The sequence below is a fragment of the Bacillus sp. LR_5 genome (assembly GCF_042709275.1).
This window is the reverse complement of the sequence record NZ_JAVAXX010000008.1, coordinates 44657-67045: the sequence shown is the minus strand read 5'-3', so window position 1 is coordinate 67045 and position 22389 is coordinate 44657. Positions and strand designations below refer to the sequence as shown.

Sequence of the window (22389 nt, the reverse complement as noted above, 5' to 3'; positions counted from 1 at the left end):
CGGCGCCGCATTTCAGCCGCATAAAAAAACAGGCTGACCGCGTCAGCCTGTTTTCATCATCATCAATCCACTCAAAAAATATAGAATAGAGCTTGCATAAAAAATCATTTGCACTGTAAAAAAGTCAGCGAGAAAGCCCCCAAGCATAATGGCTGCTGCTGAAAAGACAGCTGTCCAAAAATGGTAATTTCCAATCTTTTTTCCACGCTCTCCGCTGTCTGTAAAATTAGCGATCAGCACTTTTTCTCCATGCTTTTGCATCGCTCCAAAGAGCCCTAACAGCACTTGGACGATATACACTTGAACGACGCTTCCGATATGCGGGACATATAAAAGCAGAACAGCCATCCCCCACGAGTTCAGAAGCAGAAAATAACGGCTGTCAAACCTTTCAGACAGCCGTCCGAGGAGCGGGTAAATGAGCGCTCCGCTCAACCCGAACAATCCGTAGGAAAAACCGAACTGTGTGTAGCTTGAGCCGATATTTTTCACAAACAGAATATAAAACGGAAAGATTAAGCTGCTTGCGAAAAACACGCTGCTTTGTGATAATGTCAGCCATTTTAATTTGTTTTTCCCCATTATTTATACCTCTGATAAAAGTAATTCATAAAGCGCTCATTCGGGTCATAGGTTCGTTTTTTCTGAAAAAACGCTTCACTTTTCGGATATGCCTGTCTCATTTGCGCTTTTGTCTGGTAGGTCATATAAGGCAGATAATAGCTGCCGCCGTGCTTGATGGCAACGTCTGTCATGCGCCTGATGATTCGGGCGGTATCTGCCTGGTCTTCTTTGGAAAAGCCCTCGTTTATTAATAGCACGAGCGAAAACATATCGTCCTTCGCATAGGAAAGGTCGGCCTTTTCATTTTTCTGCACGTAGCGGATCGTAATGTTCAGCAGGTTCAGATCTTCGTCCGACAGCGTTTGTCTCAGGTCATCAATATAGGACCCATACTCCTTCACGGGCACAAAGTATTCTTGCAAAACATCTGTGTTGTCATTGTTTTCATACTCAAGAAACTTTGATTCGGACCGCATGACGTTATTGCGTGAAATCTCTGTGCCGTTTTGGCTCAGGAAATAGGATTGCTGTGTGTCCCACAGCCAATTCCTGCCCCATTCATACCGTCTTGACAAACCGAGTGCAAACTTTGTGGCTCCCGTATACTCATCTTCTTTGAGATCGCTGTATGATGGCAGTTGATCCTGATGATCAGCCAATACGTAATTTGTGACATACATGTCTTTCAGAAATCCTTTTTTCGCTGTTGAAATTCGCGCCAGATGCATTCGGACATTTGGATTTCCTTTTACATGCTTTGAAAAATAGTCTGCGTATGTGCTGTAATTCATTTTTTCTGTCTTCATGACATACAGCTCATCATCTGACAGCTCAAGCGTTACATCAAGAATCACGCCAAAAAGGCCGTACCCTCCGATGACCGCCGTAAACAAATCATCTTTTGGAGTGACAGTGATAATCGTCCCGTCAGCTTTTAAAAGCCGAAATGATTTGACTGTATCAATCAGCGAGCCGTAGCGAATATCACGCCCGTGTGCATTTGCGCTGAGAGATCCGCCGATTGTAAAAATGTTTTGTGACTGCATGACTTTTACCGCGAGTCCGTATGGATTCACGTATTTCTGGATATCATTCCACGTTGCACCGCTTTGCACCCTGATGGTTTTCTTCTCTTGATCGAGTGACAGGATTTTGTTGTAGCCCGTCATGTCGAGAACGATGCCGTCCTCATAATATGTATGGCCGCCCATGGAGTGCTGGGCCCCGGCGATTGAAATTTTTATGTTTTTTCGATTTGCCTCTTTGACTGTGTCAATGAGCGTTTCCTCTTCCTGCCCTTTCACTGTCTGCTTTATTTTTACAGGCATCAGGCGGCTGACATCCGTCATCTCGCTTGTGTCTGTTTTTTGCTCTGAGTTCACAGAGTACGCAAACAGGGCCGCATACGCGCCAGTACAAAGCGCGAATGCAAGCAATTTCTTTTTCATAGTGCTCTCCCTGCTGTTTTTTATGACCATTATACCATGACTGCGTCCTCATTTTTCCAAATTATCTTCTTGCCCTTTTTTCGGCACGGCGGTCGGCGACGATAAAGCAGGCGTGAATCGCGCCCGGCAGCCAAAAGATAAAGGTCAATATGAGATTCAGCAAGGCCTGAAACGGTTTTCCCGAAAACAAAACAGCAAGCGGCGGGCATAAAACTGCCAGCAGGTACATCATTTCCTTTCACTCCTTTCAGCTGTAAAAAAGGACAGCCTCACATGTCAGGCTGTCCTCTTTTGTTTTATTGAATGCCAAGCGCAATTTTTGCGTATCTGGACATTTTATCCCTAGTCCAAGGCGGATTCCATACAATGTGAACCTCTGTGTCTTTCACTTCAGGAAGGTCCGCTAATGCTTTTTTCACCTCATCCACGATAATCGGCGCTAAAGGGCATCCCATTGATGTCAGTGTCATCGTCACGTGCGTTAAGCCGTCTTCATCCATGTCAACATCGTATACCAAACCAAGGTTCACGATATCAACGCCAAGCTCAGGATCGACAACCTGTTCCAGGGCGCCCATGATGTTTTCTTTTAATGCTTCTTCCACGTTCCCTCACTCCTTTTTTCTACAGTATAACGTAAATTCAGCTCTTGTTAATAACTTCGTGCTTTATAAGTACGTTCCAAACCATTCAATCGTTTTTAACACAGCTGCCCGCGGGACTTTATGGTCAGCGTTTTCATCTCCGATAAATTGCAGGCGTTCCGGCTGCTCGCTGTAATGGGATTTAATCGTGTCATAAAATTTCCGGGTCGGCGCGTAAGGCACAACTTTATCTTTTGCGCCGTGCCAAAATAAAAGCGGGCGCTGTTGCAGTTTCTCCGGCTGAAGGCTGAGATCCCGCAATTCGAGACGTTTCATCAGCTGCTGTACCTTCTCTTCCGGCACATCGATTTCAATGCCCTGAGATTGAATATGGTCAATCTGCTGCTGAAACAGCTCCACGTAATTGGGGCTTCCCATCAGGCTGACGCCGGCTTTTATCCAATCATATGCAGTCAAAGCGCCAAGCGTTGTGATGCCGCCCATTGACGTGCCTGCGAGACCGATGCGGCCGCCGTCTATCAGGCCCTCTTTTTCAAAATGGTTTTTAAGTACGCCGATCTCTTCAATCTCGTTAAGGACGATATCCCAAAAATGCCCCGCCAGCTCTTCGACAGCCATTTCTTCTCCCCGTTCCCCATGGTGCAAAGCCTCCGGCAGAACGGCTCTAAAACCCTTCTCCGCAAGCAGATAAGCAATATGAAGGTTGTGTTCCTTCGCGCTTGTAAAACCATGTATAAAGATCACGAGAGGAACAGCGCGGTGCCTGTTCTCTTCCTTTACAATATGTAAAAACGGAATACCGGAAACGGTTTGATTCTCAATTTGTATCACAATGTGCCCCTCCTTAGGATAACCATAATCATAAGTGTAACATGTAGACAATAAAGATGGTAAAAAGCTACACTGTAAGTAAGGCAAAACAAGCAAAATCTAAGGTTAAAGGAGCTTTTCATGGAGACAAAACCCTATTTAATCGCATTAGATTTAGATGGAACATTATTAAAGGATGATAAAACCATATCTGAAAACACCCTTCATACGATACAGCGCCTAAAAGATGACGGGCATTATGTCTGCATCTCAACAGGCCGTCCGTATCGTTCAAGTTCCATGTACTACCAGCAGATGGAGCTGACAACGCCAATTGTCAATTTTAACGGAGCATTTGTCCATCATCCGCAAGACGACAGCTGGGGACGGTATCATACGTCACTGCCGCTTGATGTTGTCAAACAGCTCGTGGATATCAGCGAGAGCTACAACGTACATAACGTGCTTGCTGAAGTGATTGACGACGTATACTTTCATTACCATGATGAGCACCTGATAGATGCCTTTAACATGAACACAACAAATGTAACGGTCGGAGACTTGAGAGAAAATCTTGGTGAAGATGTGACGTCTGTACTCATACACGCAAAGGAAGATGATGTGCCGGCAATACGCTCTTATTTATCGGATGTGCATGCCGAGGTGATCGACCATAGAAGATGGGCCGCACCGTGGCATGTCATTGAAATTATCAAAAGCGGCATGAATAAAGCGGTCGGCCTGCAGAAAATCAGCGATTATTACAGCGTGCCGAGGGAGCGGATCATTGCTTTCGGGGATGAGGATAACGATTTGGAAATGCTTGAATTTGCAGGCTGCGGCGTTGCAATGGGAAATGGAATTGACGCGGTCAAGCAGATTGCCAACCGAACAACGGCTACAAATGAAGAGGACGGCGTTGCAAGGTTTTTGAAAGAATATTTCTCACTTTAAAGAAGGTCCGTATTAATTTTTCCCACTCATAAACCTTACTTTGCCCCACCATACTAATTGAAGACGACTCATCTCGTCAAAGTATGGAAGGGGGCAGTCTCAAAATGGGTAAACGAAGCAAATCCAGAAGGTTTATTCAGCAGGGTAAAGACTCCATCGGGCTACACGCCGCAAGATTTCCATATCGGTCTACTTTAGAAGAAGCTCACCAGCATGCCGCGGCACGAGACTCGGCCGAAAGCCAGGTTGAATATTAAATGAGAAATGAACTGTTTCAGCAGGCAAAATCATTTGTTCAACAGGCGGTCATGGTGACAAACGGCTTTGAGGAAGGCAATCAGGAGCAAGCGATTCTGAGAGCCAAAAATGCTGTATCTTCTGCGTATGCCAATTCGACAGATGCGGAACGTCAACAGCTGCATCAATTTCAAAATCAGCTGGACAAACTCCAATAAAAAAAGGCTATGGCGACTCGCCATAGCCTCTTATTTGACTTCAAACTGCTGAACAGCCTGAACCTGCTTGAGATTTTCCGCCCTGCCCTTAAATGTCACCTTTACCTCATAGGTTCCGGGCTCCGGGACTTCCTTCCACACATCAGAGAAATCATATGTTTCTCCAGATTCAAGCGTCAGGTTTTGAAAAGCCTGCGTAAACATTTTGTCTTTCGAATAACGGTATCTTTCTTTGTGCTCAGAATCATACACGACAAGTTCAAATTTTTGCCCTGTGCTGAATTGAAACTCGACAGCACGTTCGCTTTGGTTCTTCAGCGACATGTTAAACTTGATTTGTTCAGGCTCCTGAATTGCGTCAATAGATAAAACAACCTCTTGATTCTCCATTCCGCCTGATACCTCCTTATCGGGTTCTGTCTGCTCATCTTTCCCGCAGCCTATCAAAAGCAGCACGGGCAGGAGCATCACAAGCAGCCGTTTCACGACTTCCACCTGCTTTCGTCAGTCTTTTCTAAAGAAACCAAAAATCCCTGTCGTTTGAACGATGTTCGTAAATGCTTTTGGATCAACTTCTTTGACGATCTTTTCTAAATCGTACAGTTCATACCTCGTGATGACGATAATCATCATTTCTTTCTGTTCGTTCGTAAAAGCTCCTTTTGCCGGAACAGTTGTGATGCCGCGCACCATTTTTCCGTAAATGGCTTCCTTGATTTCGTCCGCTTTTTTCGTCACGATCATTGCCGTGAGCTTCATGTGGCGAGTGTGAATGGCGTCGATCACCCTTGTTGTCACATACAGCGTAACCAGGGTATATAATGCTTTCTCCCAACCTTGCAATAATCCTGCCGTCAAGATGATAATCCCGTTCAGAATGAAGAAATACGTGCCGACGGGTTTATCCTTCCACTTTGCAAGCACCATGGCGACGATATCAAGCCCGCCTGTCGAAGCTCCGTATTTTAATGTTAAACCGATACCGACTGCGGAAATGACGCCGCCGAACACCGCGTTCAGCAAAATGTCATGTGACAGGCTTGTTTCCGGCAGGATCCCCATAAACAGAGTAGTGAGTGCGACACTTAAAATGCTGTACACTGTAAACGATTTGCCGACCTTCAGCCATCCTAAAATACCGACCGGAATGTTTAAGAGGAACAAGAGCGTTCCCGTCGATATGTAAAAGGGGGCATATTGATCAACGACGCTTGATAAAAGCTGGGCAACACCTGTAAATCCGCTGGCATATACATCTGCCGGAATCAAAAATAAGTTCAGCCCGGCAGCATTGAGTAAAGCGCCGATGATGACGATGAGTAATTTTTTTGTTTGATCTAGTACCATGGCATGTTCCTCCGCTCTTTCTTCTTTATTATGTTTTCCCTTAAAACAAATATTTGAACACGATTTTGGCAAATTAATATGATATAGTTGGCTTAACTCTCATGATAACGAGCGATAACGGAAAGAAGGGAAGCAATATGACAGTTCATCTCATCGCTGACAGCGCCACTGATTTGCCTCGTTCTTATTTTGAAGAAAAAGGCATTGGCTTTATTCCGCTCAGGGTTTCTCTCGGCGATAAAGAATTCGAAGATGCAGTCACAATTCATGCGGATCAAATATTTGAAGCTATGCACAATGGAGAAACGCCTAAGACGTCTCAAGCCTCACCGCAAACAATTAAAAATGTGTTTTTGCAATATGCCGAAACAGGTGATCCCGCTCTTTACATTGCCTTTTCCTCAGGTCTCTCCGGCACGTATCAGACAGCTGTAATGATCGCCAATGAAGTGAAGGAGGAATTCCCCGATTTCGATTTGCGGATCATTGATTCCAAATGCGCTTCATTAGGATACGGTCTGGCTGTCCGGCATGCTGCCGATCTCTGTATCAACGGGAATACAATACAAGAAATTGAAACGTCTGTAAAGAACTTTTGCAGCCAGCTTGAACACATTTTTACCGTTGATGATTTAACATATCTCGCGAGGGGCGGCCGGATATCCAAAACGTCCGCTTTTGTCGGCGGCCTGTTGAATATTAAACCGCTGCTTCAGATGGAGGACGGCAAGCTTGTGCCTCTGGAAAAAATCCGCGGACAGAAGAAACTTTTCAAACGGATCATCGAGCTTATGAAAGAGCGCGGGGATGATTGGAGCAATCAAACCGTCGGGATTAGCTACGCCGCGAACAAAGAAAAAGCCACGGACATGAAACACCTGATTGAGGAAGCGTTCAAGCCGAAAGAAATCATTATGCATCCAATCAGTTCAGCAATCGGCTCGCATGCCGGCCCAGGTACATTGGCGATATTCTTTTTAAGAAAATGAGCAAACAAAAACAGTCAGACTCTGTGTCCTGACTGTTTTTGTTTGCTCATAGAATGCCGACAGCCTCATACGCCTTTTCGACTGAAACTGATTGCTTTGAGCCTTCACCGTATAAATCATTGGCAGCTTCAATCGCCGCTTGCTTCATCATGCTGAAATCTGTAGATGCCGTTACATAATATGTTAAAGCCCGATAGTAAATTTGTTCACTTGCTTCACGCCCAATCCCTTCAACCTGTACACCGTGGTGCACGCCTCCTTCTGCAAGAAGATAAGCTGCTTTATTGTGAATGGACGAATTGATATGGACTCCGCCATAATCCTCTGTTCCTGTGTAGCGGTTCGAGTAATGATCTGGATTTCCCTGCTTAGATGGGTCCTCCAATGACCGCAATGAATCTCCTGCAATACCAGGAGTATAGACATCTTCGCCGATCTCCCAATCATCACGGTCAGCCATCGCGCCCATAATGTCAGAAATGGACTCATTTAATGCACCGGGTTCTCCTTGATATAAAAGACCGGCGGAATACTGTGTGACTGCGTGTGTGATTTCATGCGCGACAATGTCGAGCGATCCAGACAGCGGCTTAAATTTCGAACCGTCTCCATCCCCGTATACCATCTGGACACCGTTCCACGCAGCATTGTTCCATTGTTTGCCGACATGCACGGTAGACGTAATCCTTGCTCCGTTTTGATCAAAAGAATCACGGCCAAATGTCTTGCTGTAATAATCGTAAACGGCTTGCGCATTTGCGTGTGCGTCTACAGCCGCAGGTTCATTAAATACGGACATGCCGCTGACTATTTCTTTGCCCGTATACCCGATCAGTTGAGACAAAAGCGTAAACAAGGTTTCGTTCAGGTTCTTCGCGTCAAATGTATTGATCCCTTTTCCCCTTGTTTCGTCAGCCAAATAAAAGCGCCCATTTTGTTCTGTGACGTCAAAGCTTTTTTCATCACCTGACACGCCGATTCCTGTACCTGCCGCTTCATGAATGGCATTAAAGGACTCGATGACCTTTCCGTTTTTGGCATCGATGAAATAATGCCAATAGCCAGGCTCAGGTTCAGATGTCGAGAGTCTCACAAGGTAGGCGAGATCATATTCACCGTCGTGTGGATAGATATATAATTCGCCTTTTGGTTCCCCATCAAGATATTCGATTTTTCCAATGGAAGCCTCGAGCTCACGCCTTGCTGTATGTATTGCTTTTTTCTCAGAAATAGACGGTGTAATGGAGACGTCTTTGATTTGCGGATGCACCTTTCCAAAGAAACTTTTCACTTGTTTGTTTTCCTTCATCGCGACCGCTTGTTCAAAGCCGTAAATCGGAATTCCTTTGTAAACCTCAGTTAATTTAAAAAACGTTTGTTTTGTCTTTGGATCCTTTATGGTTTTCGAAACGCGAAAATGGCTGTTCGCATTCCCTTTGAGCTTAAACTGCGTTTGATGCTTGTCAAGATAGGAAAATAGCGATTCTTTCTGGGTTGTGTTTTGTACCGGCTTCTGCGATGACTTTTCGATGATGTATGAAGGGGTTTGATACGTATGGTCGTATTCGATGCTTTGTTCAGCTAAGGCATGTGTTACAAAAACCATTTGGGCCGCTGTGCATAAGCCGGCCAGTAATAGAGATGTCTTGGTCAAGTTGCGCAAAACACCACATCCTTCCTATTTTGGAATCTACCATTTTTCTTCATCCTATCAAAAATACAAAAACTTGTATGTGGTGCTTCGTTCTTATTTTCCCAAAAAAGAAGGGCAGAGATATTTCGCTCTGCCCTTCTTCTTCTACTCTACTAATTTTTTATTGACATAAATAATAACCCCTGCTCCATATGCCAGTATAAGCGGAGGTATGAGCTGCTCCTGACCTTGAAATGAGATAAAACTATTCAGCAAAATGAACAAACCGGAATTCAAGAAAAAGTAGCCTGCTATTCTGGCCAGCCGGTCTTTATCCCGTATACGCGCCTCGTTAAACCCAGCCAGCATCCAGGTTTGTTTTTTGATTCCGACAAAATAAGCAACCACAAAGAATAAAAGCGCGATGACAATTAATAGATAATTGATGCTGATTTCCATCTTTCAGCCTCCTACAAGATTACTTGATGTTAAGAAAAAGAAAAAAAGCGGCGCAGCTTACTGCAATCAGCAGCAGGACGACAAACGCATTGAGGAACGGGCTCAAAAGAAGCAGCACTGCTAAAAACAGCAGATAAACCGCACCGACTCGCGAAATCGTAACAATCTCCTTTTGAGAGCGCATTTTGTTTTTTCTGACACCTGCAAACATCATCAATTTTTTCCGCTTCCATACATATCCGGCGAGCACCATTAAATAAACAGCCAGCGGCAGATGTATGAAGTCGGACGGCAGCAGCGGCAGGGCGATAACCGTGACAATGAGAAGGACCGAAAGCCAGCTTTTGCCCAATAAAGACCTCCTCCTTTTCGTCTCTCCCCCATCACCCATTATCAATTCGGCAAGCTCCTTCGGATGAGAAAATTCAGATTCAACAGCTTTCTGCAGTTCCTCTTCACTAAGGCCGGCTTTGATTCTGTCTTGAACGAAAGCGGTGATATGCCCCTTTAATTCGTCGATAGCGTTTTCTCTCTCTACATCAGGCATATTCGCCAGCTCTGCATTTAGTTCCTCCATGTATCGGTCAATGATAAGCTGCCCATTCATAGCAAATCCCCCGATAAAGACAGTAAGGCTTGATGGGTTTCCAGGTATTTCTCCAGCCGTTCTTTTAACATTTCTTCTCCTTTTTGCGTCATTTTGTAATACTTTCTTTTCGGGCCGTCCAGTGAATCTTCCCAAAAAAATTCGATCCATCCCTTCTCGGTCATACGTTTCAAAATCGGATAAATCGCTCCCTCTGAAATAGCTAGCGCCGAGGTGGTTTTTAAGGATGACGTCAGCTCATAACCGTACATCGGTTTAGAACGCAGTAGGGATAGGATGGCCAGCTCGAAAATCCCTTTTCGAAATTGAACAATCCAGCGGTCATTAACTTGATTCGTTTTCATGGTTTAAATATATCGAAAAAAACACTATATATCAATCACATATAGCAGTGTAAAATGTCCTGTTTTTTCTTTTAACAAAAATGGGATTTCTCATACTTTTTAACCTTTTTATTACATAAATGTTTTTATATTATGAAAAGTGTAAAAACGATTCTTCAGGTTAAAAGGAGCAGTCGAATGCAGAAATCGATATCATTTTTTGTCATTTTTTCAATCCTTTGGGGTTCGCTATTTCTGTTTTCTATTATTGGCAGCTTAGGGACAACCCCGATTCCGCTGACAAAGGACTCCAAATTTCTCATGTCCAGCATCCTCCCTCAGGGCTGGGGCTTTTTTAGCAAAAATCCGCGTGATACTGCAATCGGCTTATATGAGGCTGAAAATGCCAGCGCCAAGGTCAGATGGCCCAATATGAGGGCTGACAACCTATTTGGCCTGTATCGGTATGGGCGGTCACAAGGCGTTGAAATGGGCGTGATCTACAGCCAAGTCGGCAAGGAACAGTGGACAGCATGTAAAGAAAAGGACCTCGGCGCATGCAAAAGCAAAGCCAAAACCGTGCAATTAAAAACACCCGCTCCCCGCCCGCTGCTTTGTGGCAGCTACTATTTGACGAAAGAGGATATTGTTCCTTGGAGCTATTCTAAATACACCCCTTCGTCTTATCAGGTAAAAAGCATAGTCAAGGTTGTGATCTCATGCTCGAAAACATAAAACAGACCATCACCAGATGGGACGAAAGAAACCCGTGGACAAATGTATACGGCCTCGCGCGAAGCATCATTGCGCTATCCAGCCTGCTGACGCTGCTCATCAATCACCCGAGCCTCATTATGAAGCCAGCCAGCGGGATCAGCAGCTATCCAGCTTGTAAAATGAATCTCAGTCTCTTTTGCCTCGGCGAAAATAACTATATGATGTTAAATCTTTTCAGATGGGTCTGCATTGCCATTCTGGTGCTTGTTGTCATTGGCTGGCGCCCCAGGATCACCGGGGTTCTGCATTGGTATGTCAGTTACAGCCTGCAGTCATCGCTGATCGTCATCGACGGAGGCGAGCAGGCAGCAGCCGTCATGACCTTTTTATTGCTTCCCATCACGCTGACCGATCCGAGAAAATGGCATTGGAGTACGAGACCTATAGAGGGCAAAAGAACACTTGGAAAAATAACAGCTTTTATTTCTTATTTTGTGATCAGAATCCAAGTGGCGGTGCTTTATTTTCACTCTACCGTCGCTAAGCTGTCTCAGCAGGAATGGGTGGACGGAACGGCCGTCTATTATTTCGCCCAGGAAAAAACCATTGGCTTCAACGGCTTTTTTCAGGCGTTAACGAAGCCAATTGTAACAAGTCCGTTCGTGGTGATTCCGACATGGGGGACGCTGCTGGTTCAAATTGTCATCTTCGCGGCGCTGTTTGCGCCGAAGAAGCATTGGAGATTGATTTTGCTCATCGCTGTTTTTATGCATGAGATTTTTGCAGTCATGCTGGGCCTCATCAGTTTTTCGATTATCATGGCCGGCATTTTGATATTGTATCTCACTCCTATCGATTCCACGATTCAATTTACATATATTCGCAGACGGTTGTGGAATAAAAAACACAAGAAGGGAGAGGTTTCAGTTTGAAGAAGGCGTTTCTAGTATTTTTGTCGGTTGTATTGGTGACGACTGTGTTTTTGGTGAAGCAGCAAGAAAGTGTGGCACAGGCAAAGCAGCTTGAGTATTCAGGTGAGGAAATTTTTAAAGGCTTTGTGTTTGCCCAAGGGGAAGTTGGCAAACAGCTTCCAGAGGTCTTTAATAAAGCGATGACAGACAAACTCAACACAAAACAGGCAAAGGCTTTTGCCAATCAGGTTGTCGCTGATATAAAAAAAGAGGATGCTGACTTTTTTGATAACCTGAAGAAAGCTGTTTACAGCAAAGATGCATTGAAAGTGGATGAACTGCTGAAAAAAGCAGGTCAAATCGTTGAAGAAAAAGTAGAAGCTGCAAAGGAAATCGCCGCTTCCAAGGATGATACTTCCAGAGTTCAGGCCGAGCTTGTCAACACTGTTGATACCGCTAACTATTTCTATTATGTTTCCTATGTTGCTGCAGCCGGTGCCCTGATTCTGATCATTCTCGCCATTGATATTACGCCGATAGCGATTTCAGACAATGTGGATCGCGAAATGGCAATCAGAACACTGGTTGATGAATTAAACTAGACATAAAAAAACGGCTCGCTCCGCAGTCTGCTGCAGGCGAGCCATTTTCATGCTATTTTTTCTCGTATGTCCATCCATTTTCCTGATACACTTTTCCGTTTTTCATCAAATGGCCCAGCGCGCGTTTAAAGGCGGCTTTGCTCATATTAAAACGTTCTCTGATATCGTCAGGCTGGCTTTTGTCACTGTACGGCATGGCACCGTTTCTCATTCTCATATACGTTAGAATGCACTCAGCATCAACTGACATTGCATCCTGTTTTCTTGGAAGCAGCGACAAGTTGACTGAACCGTCTTCTTTCACTTGAATCACCCGGCCTGTGACTCTTGAACCGAGTCTTGGCTCCTCTTTTCTTTCTGACGGGTGAATAAAACAGCGGATACCGTCATCCGTGATCACGAATGAACCCGATGCGATCAGCCTGTACACCGTACCTGTCAGCTCTTTATTCATCAGATCTTCTGAAGCGTCGGTAAACAGTTCGCTGATGATATCTTCCGGCGCTGGTTTCGCAAACATGCGCCCCCGGTTCGTCACCTTCAGCATACAGTAAAGTTTGTCCCCTTTTTGCGGCCAGACATCTTCATACGGGGGTAAATGCTCAGTTGCGACTAGTGCGTCCTTCGATAAACCGACATCAACGAAAACGCCCATATCTTCCACTTTATCCACCACTTCAACCCAGCCATATTCATCCGCGCTGATGACCGGAATTTTCATCGTGGCCGCAAGCCTTTCCTGCTGGTCGACGTATATAAAGACTTCTACTTCGTCTCTGTCCTCGATATCCTCAGTCATTTCACTGTTATGTAAGAGAATCGTATCTTCCCCATCGGTTAAAAAATAACCGAAGTCGGTTTGGTGATCTATACTCAAGGTTAATTGCTGCCCTGGTCTCATGCTATCGTCCTTCCTGTTCCGCTTATTCTCTGCGGATTTTGTTAACATTTTTTCCAATCATCACAAATTGATTCTTTGTTCTGTTGGAAGTTTCTCTTTATTCTACTATAATCAACACATAAGTTAAATGTTATGGAGGTTTTCATATGGCAAAAGAAAGTTCATTTGATATTGTATCCAAGGTGGAATTGCCTGAAGTGCAAAACGCAATCCAAATTGCACTGAAGGAAATCAGTACCCGATATGACTTTAAAGGCAGCAAAAGCGACATTTCTTTAGATAAAGAGGAGCTCGTCCTCGTTTCCGATGACGAATTCAAATTAAGCCAGCTGAAAGATGTGCTGGTCAGCAAATTGATTAAACGAAACGTACCGACAAAAAACATTGAGTACGGCAAGGTTGAAAACGCGTCAGGCGGAACGGTACGCCAGCGTGCAAAGCTTGTTCAAGGCATTGACAAGGACAACGCAAAAAAAATCAATACGATCATCAAAAACTCCGGACTGAAAGTAAAGTCTCAGGTGCAGGATGATCAAGTGCGTGTCACCGGAAAAAACAAAGATGACCTGCAGCAGATTATCTCAGCTGTGCGGGGAGCAGACCTGCCAATTGACGTTCAATTTATAAATTTCAGATAAATTTTCTGATTCCTATTGATTATTGTCTTTATTTTCGGTAAATTTGGAGAAAGGGAAAAACGCCAGGTATCTTTTGGCACTTCCTGACACGAAAATTTCATATCCGTTCTTATCAAGAGAAGCAGAGGGACTGGCCCGACGAAGCTTCAGCAACCGGTGTAATGGCGATCAGCCATGACCAAGGTGCTAAATCCAGCAAGCTCGAACAGCTTGGAAGATAAGAAGAGACAAAATCACTGACAAAGTCTTCTTCTTAAGAGGACTTTTTTTATTTCTCTTTTTTCCTTGCTGATGTGAATAAAGGAGGCAGACAATGGGACTTTTAGAAGATTTGCAAAGACAGGTGTTAATCGGTGACGGCGCCATGGGGACGCTCCTCTACTCCTATGGCATTGACAGGTGTTTTGAGGAGCTCAATATTTCAAAGCCGGAGGAAATTCAGCGCATACATAAAGCGTACGTTGAAGCGGGAGCCAACATTATTCAAACGAATACGTACGGGGCCAACTATATTAAATTATCCAGACACGGTCTTGAGGATGACATCAAAAAAATGAATCAGGAGGCCGTAAAGATCGCGCGGGCTTCAGCAGGCGATGCATACGTGCTTGGAACGATGGGCGGCATACGGACATTTAATAAAAATGCGTACAGTCTTGACGAAATTAAGCGCAGCTTCCGCGAGCAGTTGTATCTGCTGCTGCATGAAGAGCCGGATGGCTTACTGTTAGAAACATATTATGATTTGGAAGAAGCCCGTGAAGTGCTGAAAATCGCGCGCAAAGAGACTGATCTTCCGATTATGCTCAATGTCTCCATGCACGAGCAAGGCGTATTGCAGGACGGAACGCCGCTTTCTGACGCATTGCGCTCGATTGCGGATCTCGGAGCTGATATTGTCGGCATTAACTGCCGCCTCGGCCCTTATCACATGATTGAAGCGCTCAGCGAAGTGCCAATTTTTGATGACGTATTCTTATCGGTTTATCCGAACAGCAGTCTTCCTTCGCTTGAAGAGGGACGGCTCGTCTATGAAACAGACGACACGTATTTTCAAAACAGCGCGTTAGAATTCCGTAAGCAAGGCGCGCGGATTATCGGCGGCTGCTGCGGCACAACACCGAATCACATCAGGGCGATGGCGGAAGCGGTTGGCGGACTGGCTCCGATTACGGAAAAAGAAGTCAAAACCCGGGCGAAAGAATTCATTTCTGTTCATCACGAGCGAACCGAGCCCGGCCTGGATGAGATCGCGGCGAAAAAACGCTCTATTATCGTAGAGCTGGACCCGCCGAAAAAACTAAGCTTTGACAAATTTCTATCGGCGGCTGCTGAATTAAAAGAAGCGGGAATCGATGCCCTGACACTCGCCGACAATTCTCTGGCGACCCCGCGGATCAGCAATGTTGCCTGCGGCGCCCTTGTCAAGCAGCAGCTCGATATGCGTTCCCTTGTCCATATTACGTGCCGTGACCGTAACATTATCGGCTTACAGTCACATTTAATGGGCCTTGATACGTTAGGGCTGAATGACGTGCTTGCTATTACAGGTGACCCTTCTAAAATCGGGGATTTTCCTGGTGCGACGTCTGTATATGATTTAACATCTTTTGATTTAATCAGGCTGATCAAACAATTCAATGAAGGTCTGTCTCTGTCTGGAAAACCGCTCGGCAAGAAAACGAATTTCTCAGTTGCCGCCGCATTTAATCCTAACGTCCGCCATCTGGATAAAGCGGTAAAACGGCTTGAGAAAAAAATAGATTGCGGCGCAGATTATTTTGTTTCTCAGCCTGTCTATTCCGAGCAGCAGCTTGTCGATATCCATAACGAAACAAAACATCTGAAGACGCCGATCTATATCGGCATCATGCCGCTGACAAGCAGCCGGAATGCCGAATTCATCCATAATGAAATTCCCGGCATTAAGCTGTCTGATACGATTCGCGAAAAAATGGCCCATGCCGGTGAAGATAAAGAAAAGCAAAAGGCGGAAGGCCTTGCAATTGCCCGCTCCCTGCTGGATACGGCATGCGAGCTGTTTAACGGCATCTACTTGATAACGCCTTTCCTCAGATCTGACTTAACCGCTGAGCTCACTTCATATATTCAGCAAAAAGATGAGCAGCGCCAAAATATCTTTTTGCATTAATCCCTTTAAAGACTGTCTGATCCAATCGGGCGGTCTTTTTCAACGGGATTCGTGTTACGATATAGAAAAACAGTCATGAGGAGGAACATTATGCTCGAAGTCAAAACCATTTCCGCGGAAGATACATATGAAATCCGGCACCGCATTCTGCGCCCCCATCAATCCATTGAACAATGCAAATATGAAGAGGATCATGCAAAAGGCTCCTTTCATCTCGGCGCGTTTTTTGAAGGGAAGCTGATCAGCATCGCTTCTTTTTCCCCGCAAAATCAGCCATTAATAACAGAATCCCCAGCATATCGGCTGAGAGGCATGGCAACGCTTGAAGGATATCGCGATCAAAAAGGCGGGAGCACGCTGATCAAACACGCGGAAGAGAAACTGGCGGAGAACGGCGTTCAGGCAGTCTGGTGCAATGCCAGAAGCCATGTGAAAGGCTACTATTCAAAACTTGGCTGGGAAGAACTCGGCGAACCGTTTGAGATTCCCGGCATAGGCACACATATCATCATGTATAAAAAACTCGAAACAAGCAGGTGATCTGTATGAGGGTAATCGATAAGCTGATTAAGCTTCATGAAGAACATACCCCTAGTCTATTGCGGCTTTGCAGGCAAGCCGGGTGGCCGGATTACGGCGAACAAGAGCTGGCACTGCTTGTCCAGCAAGGACGCTTTTTCGGCTATCAAAATGTCAGCGGTGATATTATTTCCTGCATCGGCTTGTTTTTGTTTGGCCGTCTTGCTTCTATCGGCCTCGTGATCGTGGACAAAGAATATCAACGGCTCGGTCTCGGCCGGCGTATGGTAAACGCCTGTATCACCCAAACGGATGAAAACACAGCCATCAGGCTTTGCGCCACAAAAGAAGGTTTGCCGCTTTATGAAAAAGCAGGTTTTCATACAGCAGGTTCAGTGCGAAAGTACAGCTGTCATAGTTTTCAACCTTATACAAAAAAGCTTGACGCTGAACTGACATCCTTTAGAGAACAAGACTTTCACGACTTAACCACGGCGGATCTGGCTGCCTTTGGCGGAGATCGATCAAACCTTTTGCAGCAGCTTATTTCTGCTTCATGCGAATGTATCATCGCCAGAAATCAGGACGGACAGCTCATTGGCTACGGACTTTCTGTACAGACACCGGCCAATTTGAAATTCGGCCCCATCATCGCTCCATCATCAGATGTTGCAGCACAGATAATTAACAGGCTGGCGGCCGGCAAACAAGGGCCGATGCGAATCGATATACCGAGTGAACACACGTCTCTGCATGACAGCCTGATAGAAATGGGATTTCTTAAAGATGATGAACCTCCGCTTTTGTTCTATCAGAAAAAAGCGCCTATTCAAAATGGACACTTATATGCTTTGATTTCACAGGCTCTCGGTTAACCCTCTTTTTTCCCGAACAGGTATCTTCTGTTCGGTTTTTTGCTGTCTGATCGCTGAATAAACGAAGCCAACAGGGACATTCTAAGCAGAAGAAAAGGAGTGTGCTCTGAGATGGAATCATCAAAACAAAATAACGGAATGACGATTGTAGCAATCGGTTCAATCCCTTTAATATTAACCCTAGGAAACTCGATGCTTATTCCGATTTTGCCAAAAATGAAATCTGAACTTCATTTATCACAATTTCAAGTCAGTCTCGTGATCACAGTATTTTCCTTAATTGCAGCATTTGCGATTCCGATTGTCGGTTATCTCGCAGACCGATTCTCAAGGAAAGTCATCATTATTCCCTGCTTAATTTTGTATGGTGCCGGCGGTTTGTTAGCCGGGTTTGCGGCAGGTTTTTTTGACAATGCCTACCCTTGGGTCATGGCAGGACGAGCGTTACAGGGAATCGGGGCAGCCGGAACCGGCCCAATTGCCATGGCACTGACGGGAGATCTGTTTAAAGGCGCCCAGGAGAGCAAGGTGCTCGGCCTTGTTGAAGCTTCAAACGGCATGGGGAAAGTGCTATCGCCGATCATTGGCTCGCTGATCGCCCTGCTTGTCTGGTATGGCGCGTTTTTTGCCTTTCCTGTGTTTTGTATCATTTCGATCGTACTGACTTGGATTTTTATTAAAGAAAAGAAAAAGGAAAAAGAACCGCCACCAATCGGAAAATATGCAAAAGGGCTGTTAAGTGTCTTTAAACATGAAGGCAGATGGCTGTTTACCGCTTATTTAGCCGGTGCGACCTGTTTGTTTACTTTATTCGGCATCCTGTTTTATCTCTCAGATGTTCTTGAAAAAACATACGACACCGACGGCGTGAAAAAAGGCTTGATTTTAGCGATCCCGCTTTTGGTTATGTGTGTGACGTCCTATACAACAGGAAGCAAAATCGGGCAAAAGCAATCGTTAATGAAAAAGCTGATCGTACTTGGATTGGCGTTCATGACCGTATCCTACGCGGCACTGTCATTCATTGAAAATCTTGTCCTTTTTATCAGTGTTCTTGTACTGAGCAGCATAGGCTCAGGTCTTGTCCTTCCTTGTGTGAACAGTTTTATTACCGGGGCTGTCGGCAAGGAAAGACGGGGATTTGTCACCTCGCTGTACGGCTCTGTACGTTTCTTAGGAGTAGCGATCGGTCCTCCGATTTTCGGCCGCCTGATGCAATGGTCCAGACCCGGCATGTTTTTAAGCATCGCGGGATTGACTCTCGTTGTCGGGATTCTTGTGATGATGCTCATCCATGTGAAGCAAAACAATGAAGAAACAAAAGAAAAAGAAGACACTAAAATGGCTGGAAATCGGCTACAGCCCGCTGAGGAAAGGTAGCACCCAGTGTGAAAATTGTACGGATTGAAACCTTTCCGCTATTTCACCGATTAGAAAAGCCATACGGAGATGCCAATGGGTTTAAACGATATCGGACTTGTTATCTCATCAGGATTATCACCGAAAGCGGGATAGACGGCTGGGGAGAATGCGTTGATTGGCTCCCTGCTCTCCATGTCGGTTTTACGAAGCGGATCATCCCGTTTCTATTAGGAAAACAGGCTGGCAGCCGCCTGTCATTAGTGCGCACGATTCAAAAATGGCACCAGCGGGCGGCCTCCGCTGTAAGCATGGCGCTGACAGAGATTGCAGCCAAAGCTGCGGATTGTTCGGTTTGCGAATTATGGGGCGGGCGATACAGAGAGGAGATTCCTGTGTACGCGTCTTTTCAATCGTACTCAGACTCCCCGCAATGGATCAGCCGCTCAGTCTCCAATGTTGAAGCCCAGTTGAAAAATGGTTTTGAGCAAATCAAAGTCAAAATTGGCGGGACTTCATTCAAAGAGGATGTCCGGCACATCAATGCGCTGCAGCATACAGCAGGCAGCTCCATTACGATGATACTGGACGCAAACCAAAGCTACGATACCGCTGCGGCTTTTAAATGGGAGCGCTATTTCTCCGAATGGACGAACATTGGCTGGCTTGAGGAGCCTTTGCCCTTTGATCAGCCGCAGGATTACGCTATGCTTCGAAGCCGTTTGTCTGTTCCTGTTGCCGGCGGAGAAAACATGAAAGGCCCGGCGCAATATGTGCCTCTCCTTTCACAGCGCTGTTTGGATATCATTCAGCCCGATGTCATGCATGTCAACGGAATTGATGAGTTTCGGGACTGCCTCCAGCTCGCGCGTTATTTCGGCGTCAGAGCATCCGCCCATGCATATGACGGATCGCTTTCACGGCTCTATGCTTTATTTGCACAAGCCTGTCTGCCCCCATGGTCTAAAATGAAGAAAGATCACATTGAACCGATCGAGTGGGACGTCATGGAGAATCCTTTTACAGATCTCGTCAGCCTGCAGCCTTCAAAAGGAATGGTCCACATCCCGAAAGGAAAAGGCATTGGAACAGAGATCAATATGGAGATCGTCAATCGCTACAAGTGGGATGGCTCAGCCTATTAAGCTGGACCATTTCTTTATTTTGAGACATAAATAATGGACAGCCTCATAAAATGAAAACAGCGGACAAGTCTTTTCATAAAGGAGCAAATGACTTAATGGCTGAACTGCTGATGAAAGCAAAACTTACGTTTATGATTGTCGTAGGCGGCGTACTACAGGGACTCGGCATGTCCTTGTTTTTATTTCCGCATGATATTCCGACAGGCGGTGCAGCAGGTATTGCGGTGCTATTGCATTATCTGTTTCAAATCCCCCACGGCTTTTCAGTGTGGGCTGTGAATGTATCAATGCTTTTTACCGCTTTAAAATGGCTGGAGATGAGAACATTCACCGGCACCCTCGCTTCTATCACCGTCACCTCTGTCTCGGTATTGATCTTTGATGCAGTTTTTCCGGATATCACATCTAATCTGTGGCTTGATCTGGCAAGCGGCGCAGTGTTATTGGGACTCGGCATCGGACTTTTATACAAATATAAAATTTCGAACGGAGGATTCGGAGCCCTTGCTCTGATGATTTCTATCTACCGCGGCGGGAATCCTGGAACGATCCTGCTCATCATGAATTGCATCATTTTTATGGTCACCGCGTCTATTATTGACTGGGGCATCGTCATTCAAGCCCTCATATGCCAGGTGATATCGACAAGAGTCATCGACTTCATCTACAACATCCGCCTGACCTCTCTTCCCTATCTCACGCCTATGTACCGCCATAAAAAATAATAGGCAGAGGCTCTCTTCACGACGAGAGCCCCGCAGCCGCTGTTTTACAGAAAAAAGGTATCGGATCTTAGCCCTAAACGCAGCGTCTCCAACGCGATGGCATCATGAAATGGAATATTGGCCAGATTCACATTCGGCCCGATTTTTTGAATAAACCCTTGCTGAAGCGTTTTGTTAGGCGCTTCAAAAATCAGCCTGTTGATATCAATATCCGAGGAAATGATGTCGTCAACAATTTGAAACCTGACATCGCCGCTGCTGGAACAGATCCCTCCCGTTCCGCTTTCTCTGGCTTCTGTAATCACTTTTTCCGCGCCCGCTTCCATATCCTCAACGATATATTCAAGCCATTCCTCAGAGCTTTGCCGGCTTGCTAATTCCGCATCCTTGCTGCCCACCTCACTGAGCACAAGAAATTCATCAGAAAAATCGGCAATGTAAGCCGCTTTCTCTTTATTTGTCATCGGGAGCGTACCGTTTGAAATCTCAATATATTCACAGCCGAAATAGGTGCAGTACCGATGAAATTCATTCACTTTTTTCTGGCTTACGTACTTTTCGAACAGTGTGCCGCCAAAGAAAAATGTAATGTCATGTTCTTTCAGTGTGCTGATTTTTTCTTCAAGATCTTTCGTAAGTAATGATGTGCCCCAGCCGAATTTCACAAAATCAATATAGTCGGACGCTCCGGCTATCGCATCTTTGAAAAATTGCAAGGGATAGCCGTTATCAATTAAAATGGACTGCCCGGTTTCTCTCGGCTTATTTGTTCTCACTGGCAATTCTAGTGAAAAATCATTCATATTATGACCCTCTCTATCGTTGGAACTTCTCCATCTTGTTTCACTTTCATCACAAAATCGCCCGTCAGTTCTTTTGTACAGTAAACGATGTCTTCCGAATCAAACAATGGCTGGCGGCTGTCAAAAAACTTCTCCGCAACAGAAGAGCGTTTTATTCTTTGAATCGCCTCCTCAGCCGTTACCGCATTTGTCCCTTCAATGATGCCTTTGATATACTCCGCACACGCCATATCGTCATCACCGGATGGATGGGAAGCCACTATGTTTATGACACAATCGTTTGCGGCGAGCTTTTTCACATGCTCTGCCGTTGTTTTGGCATTGGAAAATCCAGTTACGAACAGATGCTTTGCGTTCAGCGCCCCCAATGCTGCTGTGACGCCGTTTGTTGTTTTCTGGATCAGGCGCTTATCCGCCATATCCTGCCCAGCCATGCGTTTTGGAGAATTATCTAAATCAAATCCGCTGATACCGACCCCCTTTTCCTCTCCCGTCAATACATAATCCGGATAGGTGTCTTTCAGCGCAAAGGCTTCATCAGCTGTCCGGACCAACAAAATCTCTTTCGCCCCGCCGATAAACGCATAATGGGCGACCGTAAAGGCTCTGATGACATCAATGACGATGTTAATGTCCGCCGGGGCAAGCGAATGATGATGCCCCTGATAAATGGCAATCGGCATACTACCTCTCCTTGGGCATAAAACCATTTTGCTAAAAAGCATATTCAGCCGGGCTCTTAATGGTTCCGCACCTCATTTTAGGCGGGCGCGGCACCTAAAACCTGAACCTTTATGCAAAAAATGAATAGTCTGCCTATAACTCGATCAATAGATAAAAAAAGCAGA

General features: G+C 45.4%; 28 protein-coding genes and 1 riboswitch. Of the genes, 14 read left to right on the top strand and 14 right to left on the bottom strand.

Features of this window, described 5'->3' with window-relative positions:
• Nucleotides 1-42 precede the first annotated feature (42 nt).
• From RAC86_RS03535 to RAC86_RS03515, 5 genes are all read right to left on the bottom strand, one after another.
• Nucleotides 43-582, bottom strand: a complete 540-nt coding sequence (locus tag RAC86_RS03535; RefSeq protein ID WP_003232993.1) for an MFS transporter — start codon at nt 580-582, stop codon at nt 43-45.
• Nucleotides 582-2012 (bottom strand): FAD-binding protein, encoded by a 1431-nt coding sequence (locus RAC86_RS03530; RefSeq protein WP_377885390.1) that lies wholly within the window; start codon nt 2010-2012, stop codon nt 582-584. The genes RAC86_RS03535 and RAC86_RS03530 overlap by 1 nt, the downstream gene beginning before the upstream one ends.
• A 61-nt stretch (nt 2013-2073) precedes the next feature.
• Nucleotides 2074-2244 (bottom strand): YqaE/Pmp3 family membrane protein, encoded by a 171-nt coding sequence (locus RAC86_RS03525; protein ID WP_377885389.1) that lies wholly within the window; start codon nt 2242-2244, stop codon nt 2074-2076.
• A 64-nt stretch (nt 2245-2308) separates the two neighbouring features.
• On the bottom strand, nt 2309-2617 hold the full coding sequence (locus tag RAC86_RS03520; RefSeq protein WP_014479422.1) for a metal-sulfur cluster assembly factor: 309 nt from the start codon (nt 2615-2617) through the stop codon (nt 2309-2311).
• A gap of 63 nt (nt 2618-2680) precedes the next feature.
• Nucleotides 2681-3448, bottom strand: a complete 768-nt coding sequence (locus RAC86_RS03515) for a prolyl oligopeptidase family serine peptidase (protein ID WP_377885388.1) — start codon at nt 3446-3448, stop codon at nt 2681-2683.
• Nucleotides 3449-3568: 120 nt separating this feature from the next.
• Here RAC86_RS03515 and yitU point away from each other — a divergent pair, with 120 nt between their 5' ends.
• From yitU to RAC86_RS03500, 3 genes are all read left to right on the top strand, one after another.
• Nucleotides 3569-4381 (top strand): 5-amino-6-(5-phospho-D-ribitylamino)uracil phosphatase YitU, encoded by an 813-nt coding sequence (gene yitU, locus RAC86_RS03510; RefSeq protein WP_377885387.1) that lies wholly within the window; start codon nt 3569-3571, stop codon nt 4379-4381.
• Between the two features lie 104 nt (nt 4382-4485).
• Nucleotides 4486-4638: a hypothetical protein gene (locus RAC86_RS03505; protein WP_017695668.1), complete on the top strand. Its 153-nt coding sequence runs from the start codon at nt 4486-4488 to the stop codon at nt 4636-4638.
• Nucleotides 4639-4836 carry a DUF3813 domain-containing protein gene (locus RAC86_RS03500; RefSeq protein WP_187002177.1) on the top strand — a complete coding sequence of 66 codons (198 nt, stop codon included), beginning with the start codon at nt 4639-4641 and terminating at the stop codon, nt 4834-4836.
• A 30-nt stretch (nt 4837-4866) separates the two neighbouring features.
• Here RAC86_RS03500 and RAC86_RS03495 read toward each other — a convergent pair whose 3' ends face one another.
• Together RAC86_RS03495 and RAC86_RS03490 are read right to left on the bottom strand one after the other, a co-directional pair.
• Complete coding sequence (locus RAC86_RS03495; RefSeq protein ID WP_069322520.1) at nt 4867-5322, bottom strand: BsuPI-related putative proteinase inhibitor; 456 nt, start codon at nt 5320-5322, stop codon at nt 4867-4869.
• A gap of 18 nt (nt 5323-5340) precedes the next feature.
• The gene (locus RAC86_RS03490) at nt 5341-6183 is read right to left on the bottom strand and encodes a YitT family protein (RefSeq protein WP_003245017.1); all 843 of its coding nucleotides are present in this window, start codon (nt 6181-6183) and stop codon (nt 5341-5343) included.
• 137 nt (nt 6184-6320) lie between these two features.
• Between RAC86_RS03490 and RAC86_RS03485 the strand changes: the two genes are divergently transcribed.
• Nucleotides 6321-7172, top strand: a complete 852-nt coding sequence (locus RAC86_RS03485) for a DegV family protein (RefSeq protein WP_377885386.1) — start codon at nt 6321-6323, stop codon at nt 7170-7172.
• Between the two features lie 46 nt (nt 7173-7218).
• Here the strand turns inward: RAC86_RS03485 and nprB are convergent, their stop codons facing one another.
• The 4 genes from nprB to RAC86_RS03465 form a co-directional block, all read right to left on the bottom strand.
• Nucleotides 7219-8835, bottom strand: a complete 1617-nt coding sequence (gene nprB, locus RAC86_RS03480; protein ID WP_326144922.1) for a neutral protease NprB — start codon at nt 8833-8835, stop codon at nt 7219-7221.
• A 135-nt stretch (nt 8836-8970) separates the two neighbouring features.
• Nucleotides 8971-9264, bottom strand: a complete 294-nt coding sequence (locus RAC86_RS03475) for a DUF3784 domain-containing protein (RefSeq protein WP_003233021.1) — start codon at nt 9262-9264, stop codon at nt 8971-8973.
• A gap of 19 nt (nt 9265-9283) precedes the next feature.
• Entirely contained in the window at nt 9284-9871 is a 588-nt protein-coding gene (locus RAC86_RS03470; RefSeq protein ID WP_326144920.1) for an HAAS signaling domain-containing protein, read from the bottom strand.
• The gene (locus RAC86_RS03465) at nt 9868-10215 is read right to left on the bottom strand and encodes a PadR family transcriptional regulator (protein ID WP_003245674.1); all 348 of its coding nucleotides are present in this window, start codon (nt 10213-10215) and stop codon (nt 9868-9870) included. The genes RAC86_RS03470 and RAC86_RS03465 overlap by 4 nt, the downstream gene beginning before the upstream one ends.
• Nucleotides 10216-10392: 177 nt before the next feature.
• Between RAC86_RS03465 and RAC86_RS03460 the strand changes: the two genes are divergently transcribed.
• The 3 genes from RAC86_RS03460 to RAC86_RS03450 are packed head-to-tail and all read left to right on the top strand — an operon-like array spanning nt 10393 to nt 12424.
• Nucleotides 10393-10929, top strand: a complete 537-nt coding sequence (locus RAC86_RS03460; RefSeq protein ID WP_003245405.1) for an SdpA family antimicrobial peptide system protein — start codon at nt 10393-10395, stop codon at nt 10927-10929.
• Complete coding sequence (locus RAC86_RS03455; RefSeq protein WP_033883608.1) at nt 10914-11843, top strand: sporulation-delaying protein SdpB family protein; 930 nt, start codon at nt 10914-10916, stop codon at nt 11841-11843. Before RAC86_RS03460 ends, RAC86_RS03455 begins: the two co-directional genes overlap by 16 nt.
• Nucleotides 11840-12424 (top strand): sporulation delaying protein family toxin, encoded by a 585-nt coding sequence (locus RAC86_RS03450; protein WP_003244950.1) that lies wholly within the window; start codon nt 11840-11842, stop codon nt 12422-12424. Before RAC86_RS03455 ends, RAC86_RS03450 begins: the two co-directional genes overlap by 4 nt.
• 52 nt (nt 12425-12476) lie before the next feature.
• On the opposite strand, the gene RAC86_RS03445 is transcribed toward RAC86_RS03450, so the two are convergent.
• The gene (locus RAC86_RS03445) at nt 12477-13373 is read right to left on the bottom strand and encodes a CvfB family protein (protein ID WP_015252384.1); all 897 of its coding nucleotides are present in this window, start codon (nt 13371-13373) and stop codon (nt 12477-12479) included.
• A 98-nt stretch (nt 13374-13471) separates the two neighbouring features.
• On the opposite strand from RAC86_RS03445, the gene RAC86_RS03440 reads away from it, so the two are divergent.
• From RAC86_RS03440 to RAC86_RS03410, 7 genes are all read left to right on the top strand, one after another.
• The gene (locus RAC86_RS03440) at nt 13472-13963 is read left to right on the top strand and encodes a YajQ family cyclic di-GMP-binding protein (RefSeq protein ID WP_014479415.1); all 492 of its coding nucleotides are present in this window, start codon (nt 13472-13474) and stop codon (nt 13961-13963) included.
• Nucleotides 13964-14069: 106 nt separating this feature from the next.
• A riboswitch (SAM riboswitch) is annotated at nt 14070-14187 on the top strand.
• A gap of 89 nt (nt 14188-14276) precedes the next feature.
• Nucleotides 14277-16115: a bifunctional homocysteine S-methyltransferase/methylenetetrahydrofolate reductase gene (locus tag RAC86_RS03435; RefSeq protein WP_217024223.1), complete on the top strand. Its 1839-nt coding sequence runs from the start codon at nt 14277-14279 to the stop codon at nt 16113-16115.
• Between the two features lie 90 nt (nt 16116-16205).
• Complete coding sequence (locus RAC86_RS03430; protein ID WP_124073124.1) at nt 16206-16655, top strand: GNAT family N-acetyltransferase; 450 nt, start codon at nt 16206-16208, stop codon at nt 16653-16655.
• 5 nt (nt 16656-16660) lie between these two features.
• Nucleotides 16661-17509: a GNAT family N-acetyltransferase gene (locus RAC86_RS03425; RefSeq protein ID WP_377885384.1), complete on the top strand. Its 849-nt coding sequence runs from the start codon at nt 16661-16663 to the stop codon at nt 17507-17509.
• Nucleotides 17510-17620: 111 nt separating this feature from the next.
• Nucleotides 17621-18889, top strand: a complete 1269-nt coding sequence (locus RAC86_RS03420) for an MFS transporter (protein WP_086343689.1) — start codon at nt 17621-17623, stop codon at nt 18887-18889.
• 8 nt (nt 18890-18897) lie between these two features.
• Nucleotides 18898-20013, top strand: a complete 1116-nt coding sequence (locus tag RAC86_RS03415) for a mandelate racemase/muconate lactonizing enzyme family protein (RefSeq protein ID WP_377885383.1) — start codon at nt 18898-18900, stop codon at nt 20011-20013.
• 95 nt (nt 20014-20108) lie between these two features.
• Entirely contained in the window at nt 20109-20738 is a 630-nt protein-coding gene (locus RAC86_RS03410; RefSeq protein WP_009966972.1) for a YitT family protein, read from the top strand.
• A 44-nt stretch (nt 20739-20782) separates the two neighbouring features.
• Here the strand turns inward: RAC86_RS03410 and RAC86_RS03405 are convergent, their stop codons facing one another.
• Both RAC86_RS03405 and RAC86_RS03400 read right to left on the bottom strand, forming a co-directional pair.
• On the bottom strand, nt 20783-21541 hold the full coding sequence (locus tag RAC86_RS03405; protein ID WP_003233048.1) for a phosphosulfolactate synthase: 759 nt from the start codon (nt 21539-21541) through the stop codon (nt 20783-20785).
• Complete coding sequence (locus RAC86_RS03400; RefSeq protein ID WP_021479582.1) at nt 21538-22224, bottom strand: 2-phosphosulfolactate phosphatase; 687 nt, start codon at nt 22222-22224, stop codon at nt 21538-21540. The genes RAC86_RS03405 and RAC86_RS03400 overlap by 4 nt, the downstream gene beginning before the upstream one ends.
• Nucleotides 22225-22389: the final 165 nt, after the last annotated feature.

Bases quoted from the DNA above. Each gene is read 5' to 3' on its own strand.
- RAC86_RS03530 (WP_377885390.1), bottom strand. From the start codon at position 2,012: ATGAAAAAGAAATTGCTTGCATTCGCGCTTTGTACTGGCGCGTATGCG.
- RAC86_RS03465 (WP_003245674.1), bottom strand. From the start codon at position 10,215: ATGAAAACGAATCAAGTTAATGACCGCTGGATTGTTCAATTTCGAAAA.
- RAC86_RS03455 (WP_033883608.1), top strand. From the start codon at position 10,914: ATGCTCGAAAACATAAAACAGACCATCACCAGATGGGACGAAAGAAAC.
- RAC86_RS03435 (WP_217024223.1), top strand. From the start codon at position 14,277: ATGGGACTTTTAGAAGATTTGCAAAGACAGGTGTTAATCGGTGACGGC.
- RAC86_RS03400 (WP_021479582.1), bottom strand. From the start codon at position 22,224: ATGCCGATTGCCATTTATCAGGGGCATCATCATTCGCTTGCCCCGGCG.
- RAC86_RS03410 (WP_009966972.1), top strand. From the start codon at position 20,109: ATGGCTGAACTGCTGATGAAAGCAAAACTTACGTTTATGATTGTCGTA.
- RAC86_RS03485 (WP_377885386.1), top strand. From the start codon at position 6,321: ATGACAGTTCATCTCATCGCTGACAGCGCCACTGATTTGCCTCGTTCT.
- RAC86_RS03500 (WP_187002177.1), top strand. From the start codon at position 4,639: ATGAGAAATGAACTGTTTCAGCAGGCAAAATCATTTGTTCAACAGGCG.
- RAC86_RS03460 (WP_003245405.1), top strand. From the start codon at position 10,393: ATGCAGAAATCGATATCATTTTTTGTCATTTTTTCAATCCTTTGGGGT.
- RAC86_RS03445 (WP_015252384.1), bottom strand. From the start codon at position 13,373: ATGTTAACAAAATCCGCAGAGAATAAGCGGAACAGGAAGGACGATAGC.
- RAC86_RS03425 (WP_377885384.1), top strand. From the start codon at position 16,661: ATGAGGGTAATCGATAAGCTGATTAAGCTTCATGAAGAACATACCCCT.
- RAC86_RS03420 (WP_086343689.1), top strand. From the start codon at position 17,621: ATGGAATCATCAAAACAAAATAACGGAATGACGATTGTAGCAATCGGT.
- RAC86_RS03475 (WP_003233021.1), bottom strand. From the start codon at position 9,264: ATGGAAATCAGCATCAATTATCTATTAATTGTCATCGCGCTTTTATTC.
- yitU (WP_377885387.1), top strand. From the start codon at position 3,569: ATGGAGACAAAACCCTATTTAATCGCATTAGATTTAGATGGAACATTA.
- RAC86_RS03535 (WP_003232993.1), bottom strand. From the start codon at position 582: ATGGGGAAAAACAAATTAAAATGGCTGACATTATCACAAAGCAGCGTG.
- RAC86_RS03505 (WP_017695668.1), top strand. From the start codon at position 4,486: ATGGGTAAACGAAGCAAATCCAGAAGGTTTATTCAGCAGGGTAAAGAC.
- RAC86_RS03525 (WP_377885389.1), bottom strand. From the start codon at position 2,244: ATGATGTACCTGCTGGCAGTTTTATGCCCGCCGCTTGCTGTTTTGTTT.
- RAC86_RS03405 (WP_003233048.1), bottom strand. From the start codon at position 21,541: ATGAATGATTTTTCACTAGAATTGCCAGTGAGAACAAATAAGCCGAGA.
- RAC86_RS03490 (WP_003245017.1), bottom strand. From the start codon at position 6,183: ATGGTACTAGATCAAACAAAAAAATTACTCATCGTCATCATCGGCGCT.
- RAC86_RS03470 (WP_326144920.1), bottom strand. From the start codon at position 9,871: ATGAATGGGCAGCTTATCATTGACCGATACATGGAGGAACTAAATGCA.
- RAC86_RS03430 (WP_124073124.1), top strand. From the start codon at position 16,206: ATGCTCGAAGTCAAAACCATTTCCGCGGAAGATACATATGAAATCCGG.
- RAC86_RS03440 (WP_014479415.1), top strand. From the start codon at position 13,472: ATGGCAAAAGAAAGTTCATTTGATATTGTATCCAAGGTGGAATTGCCT.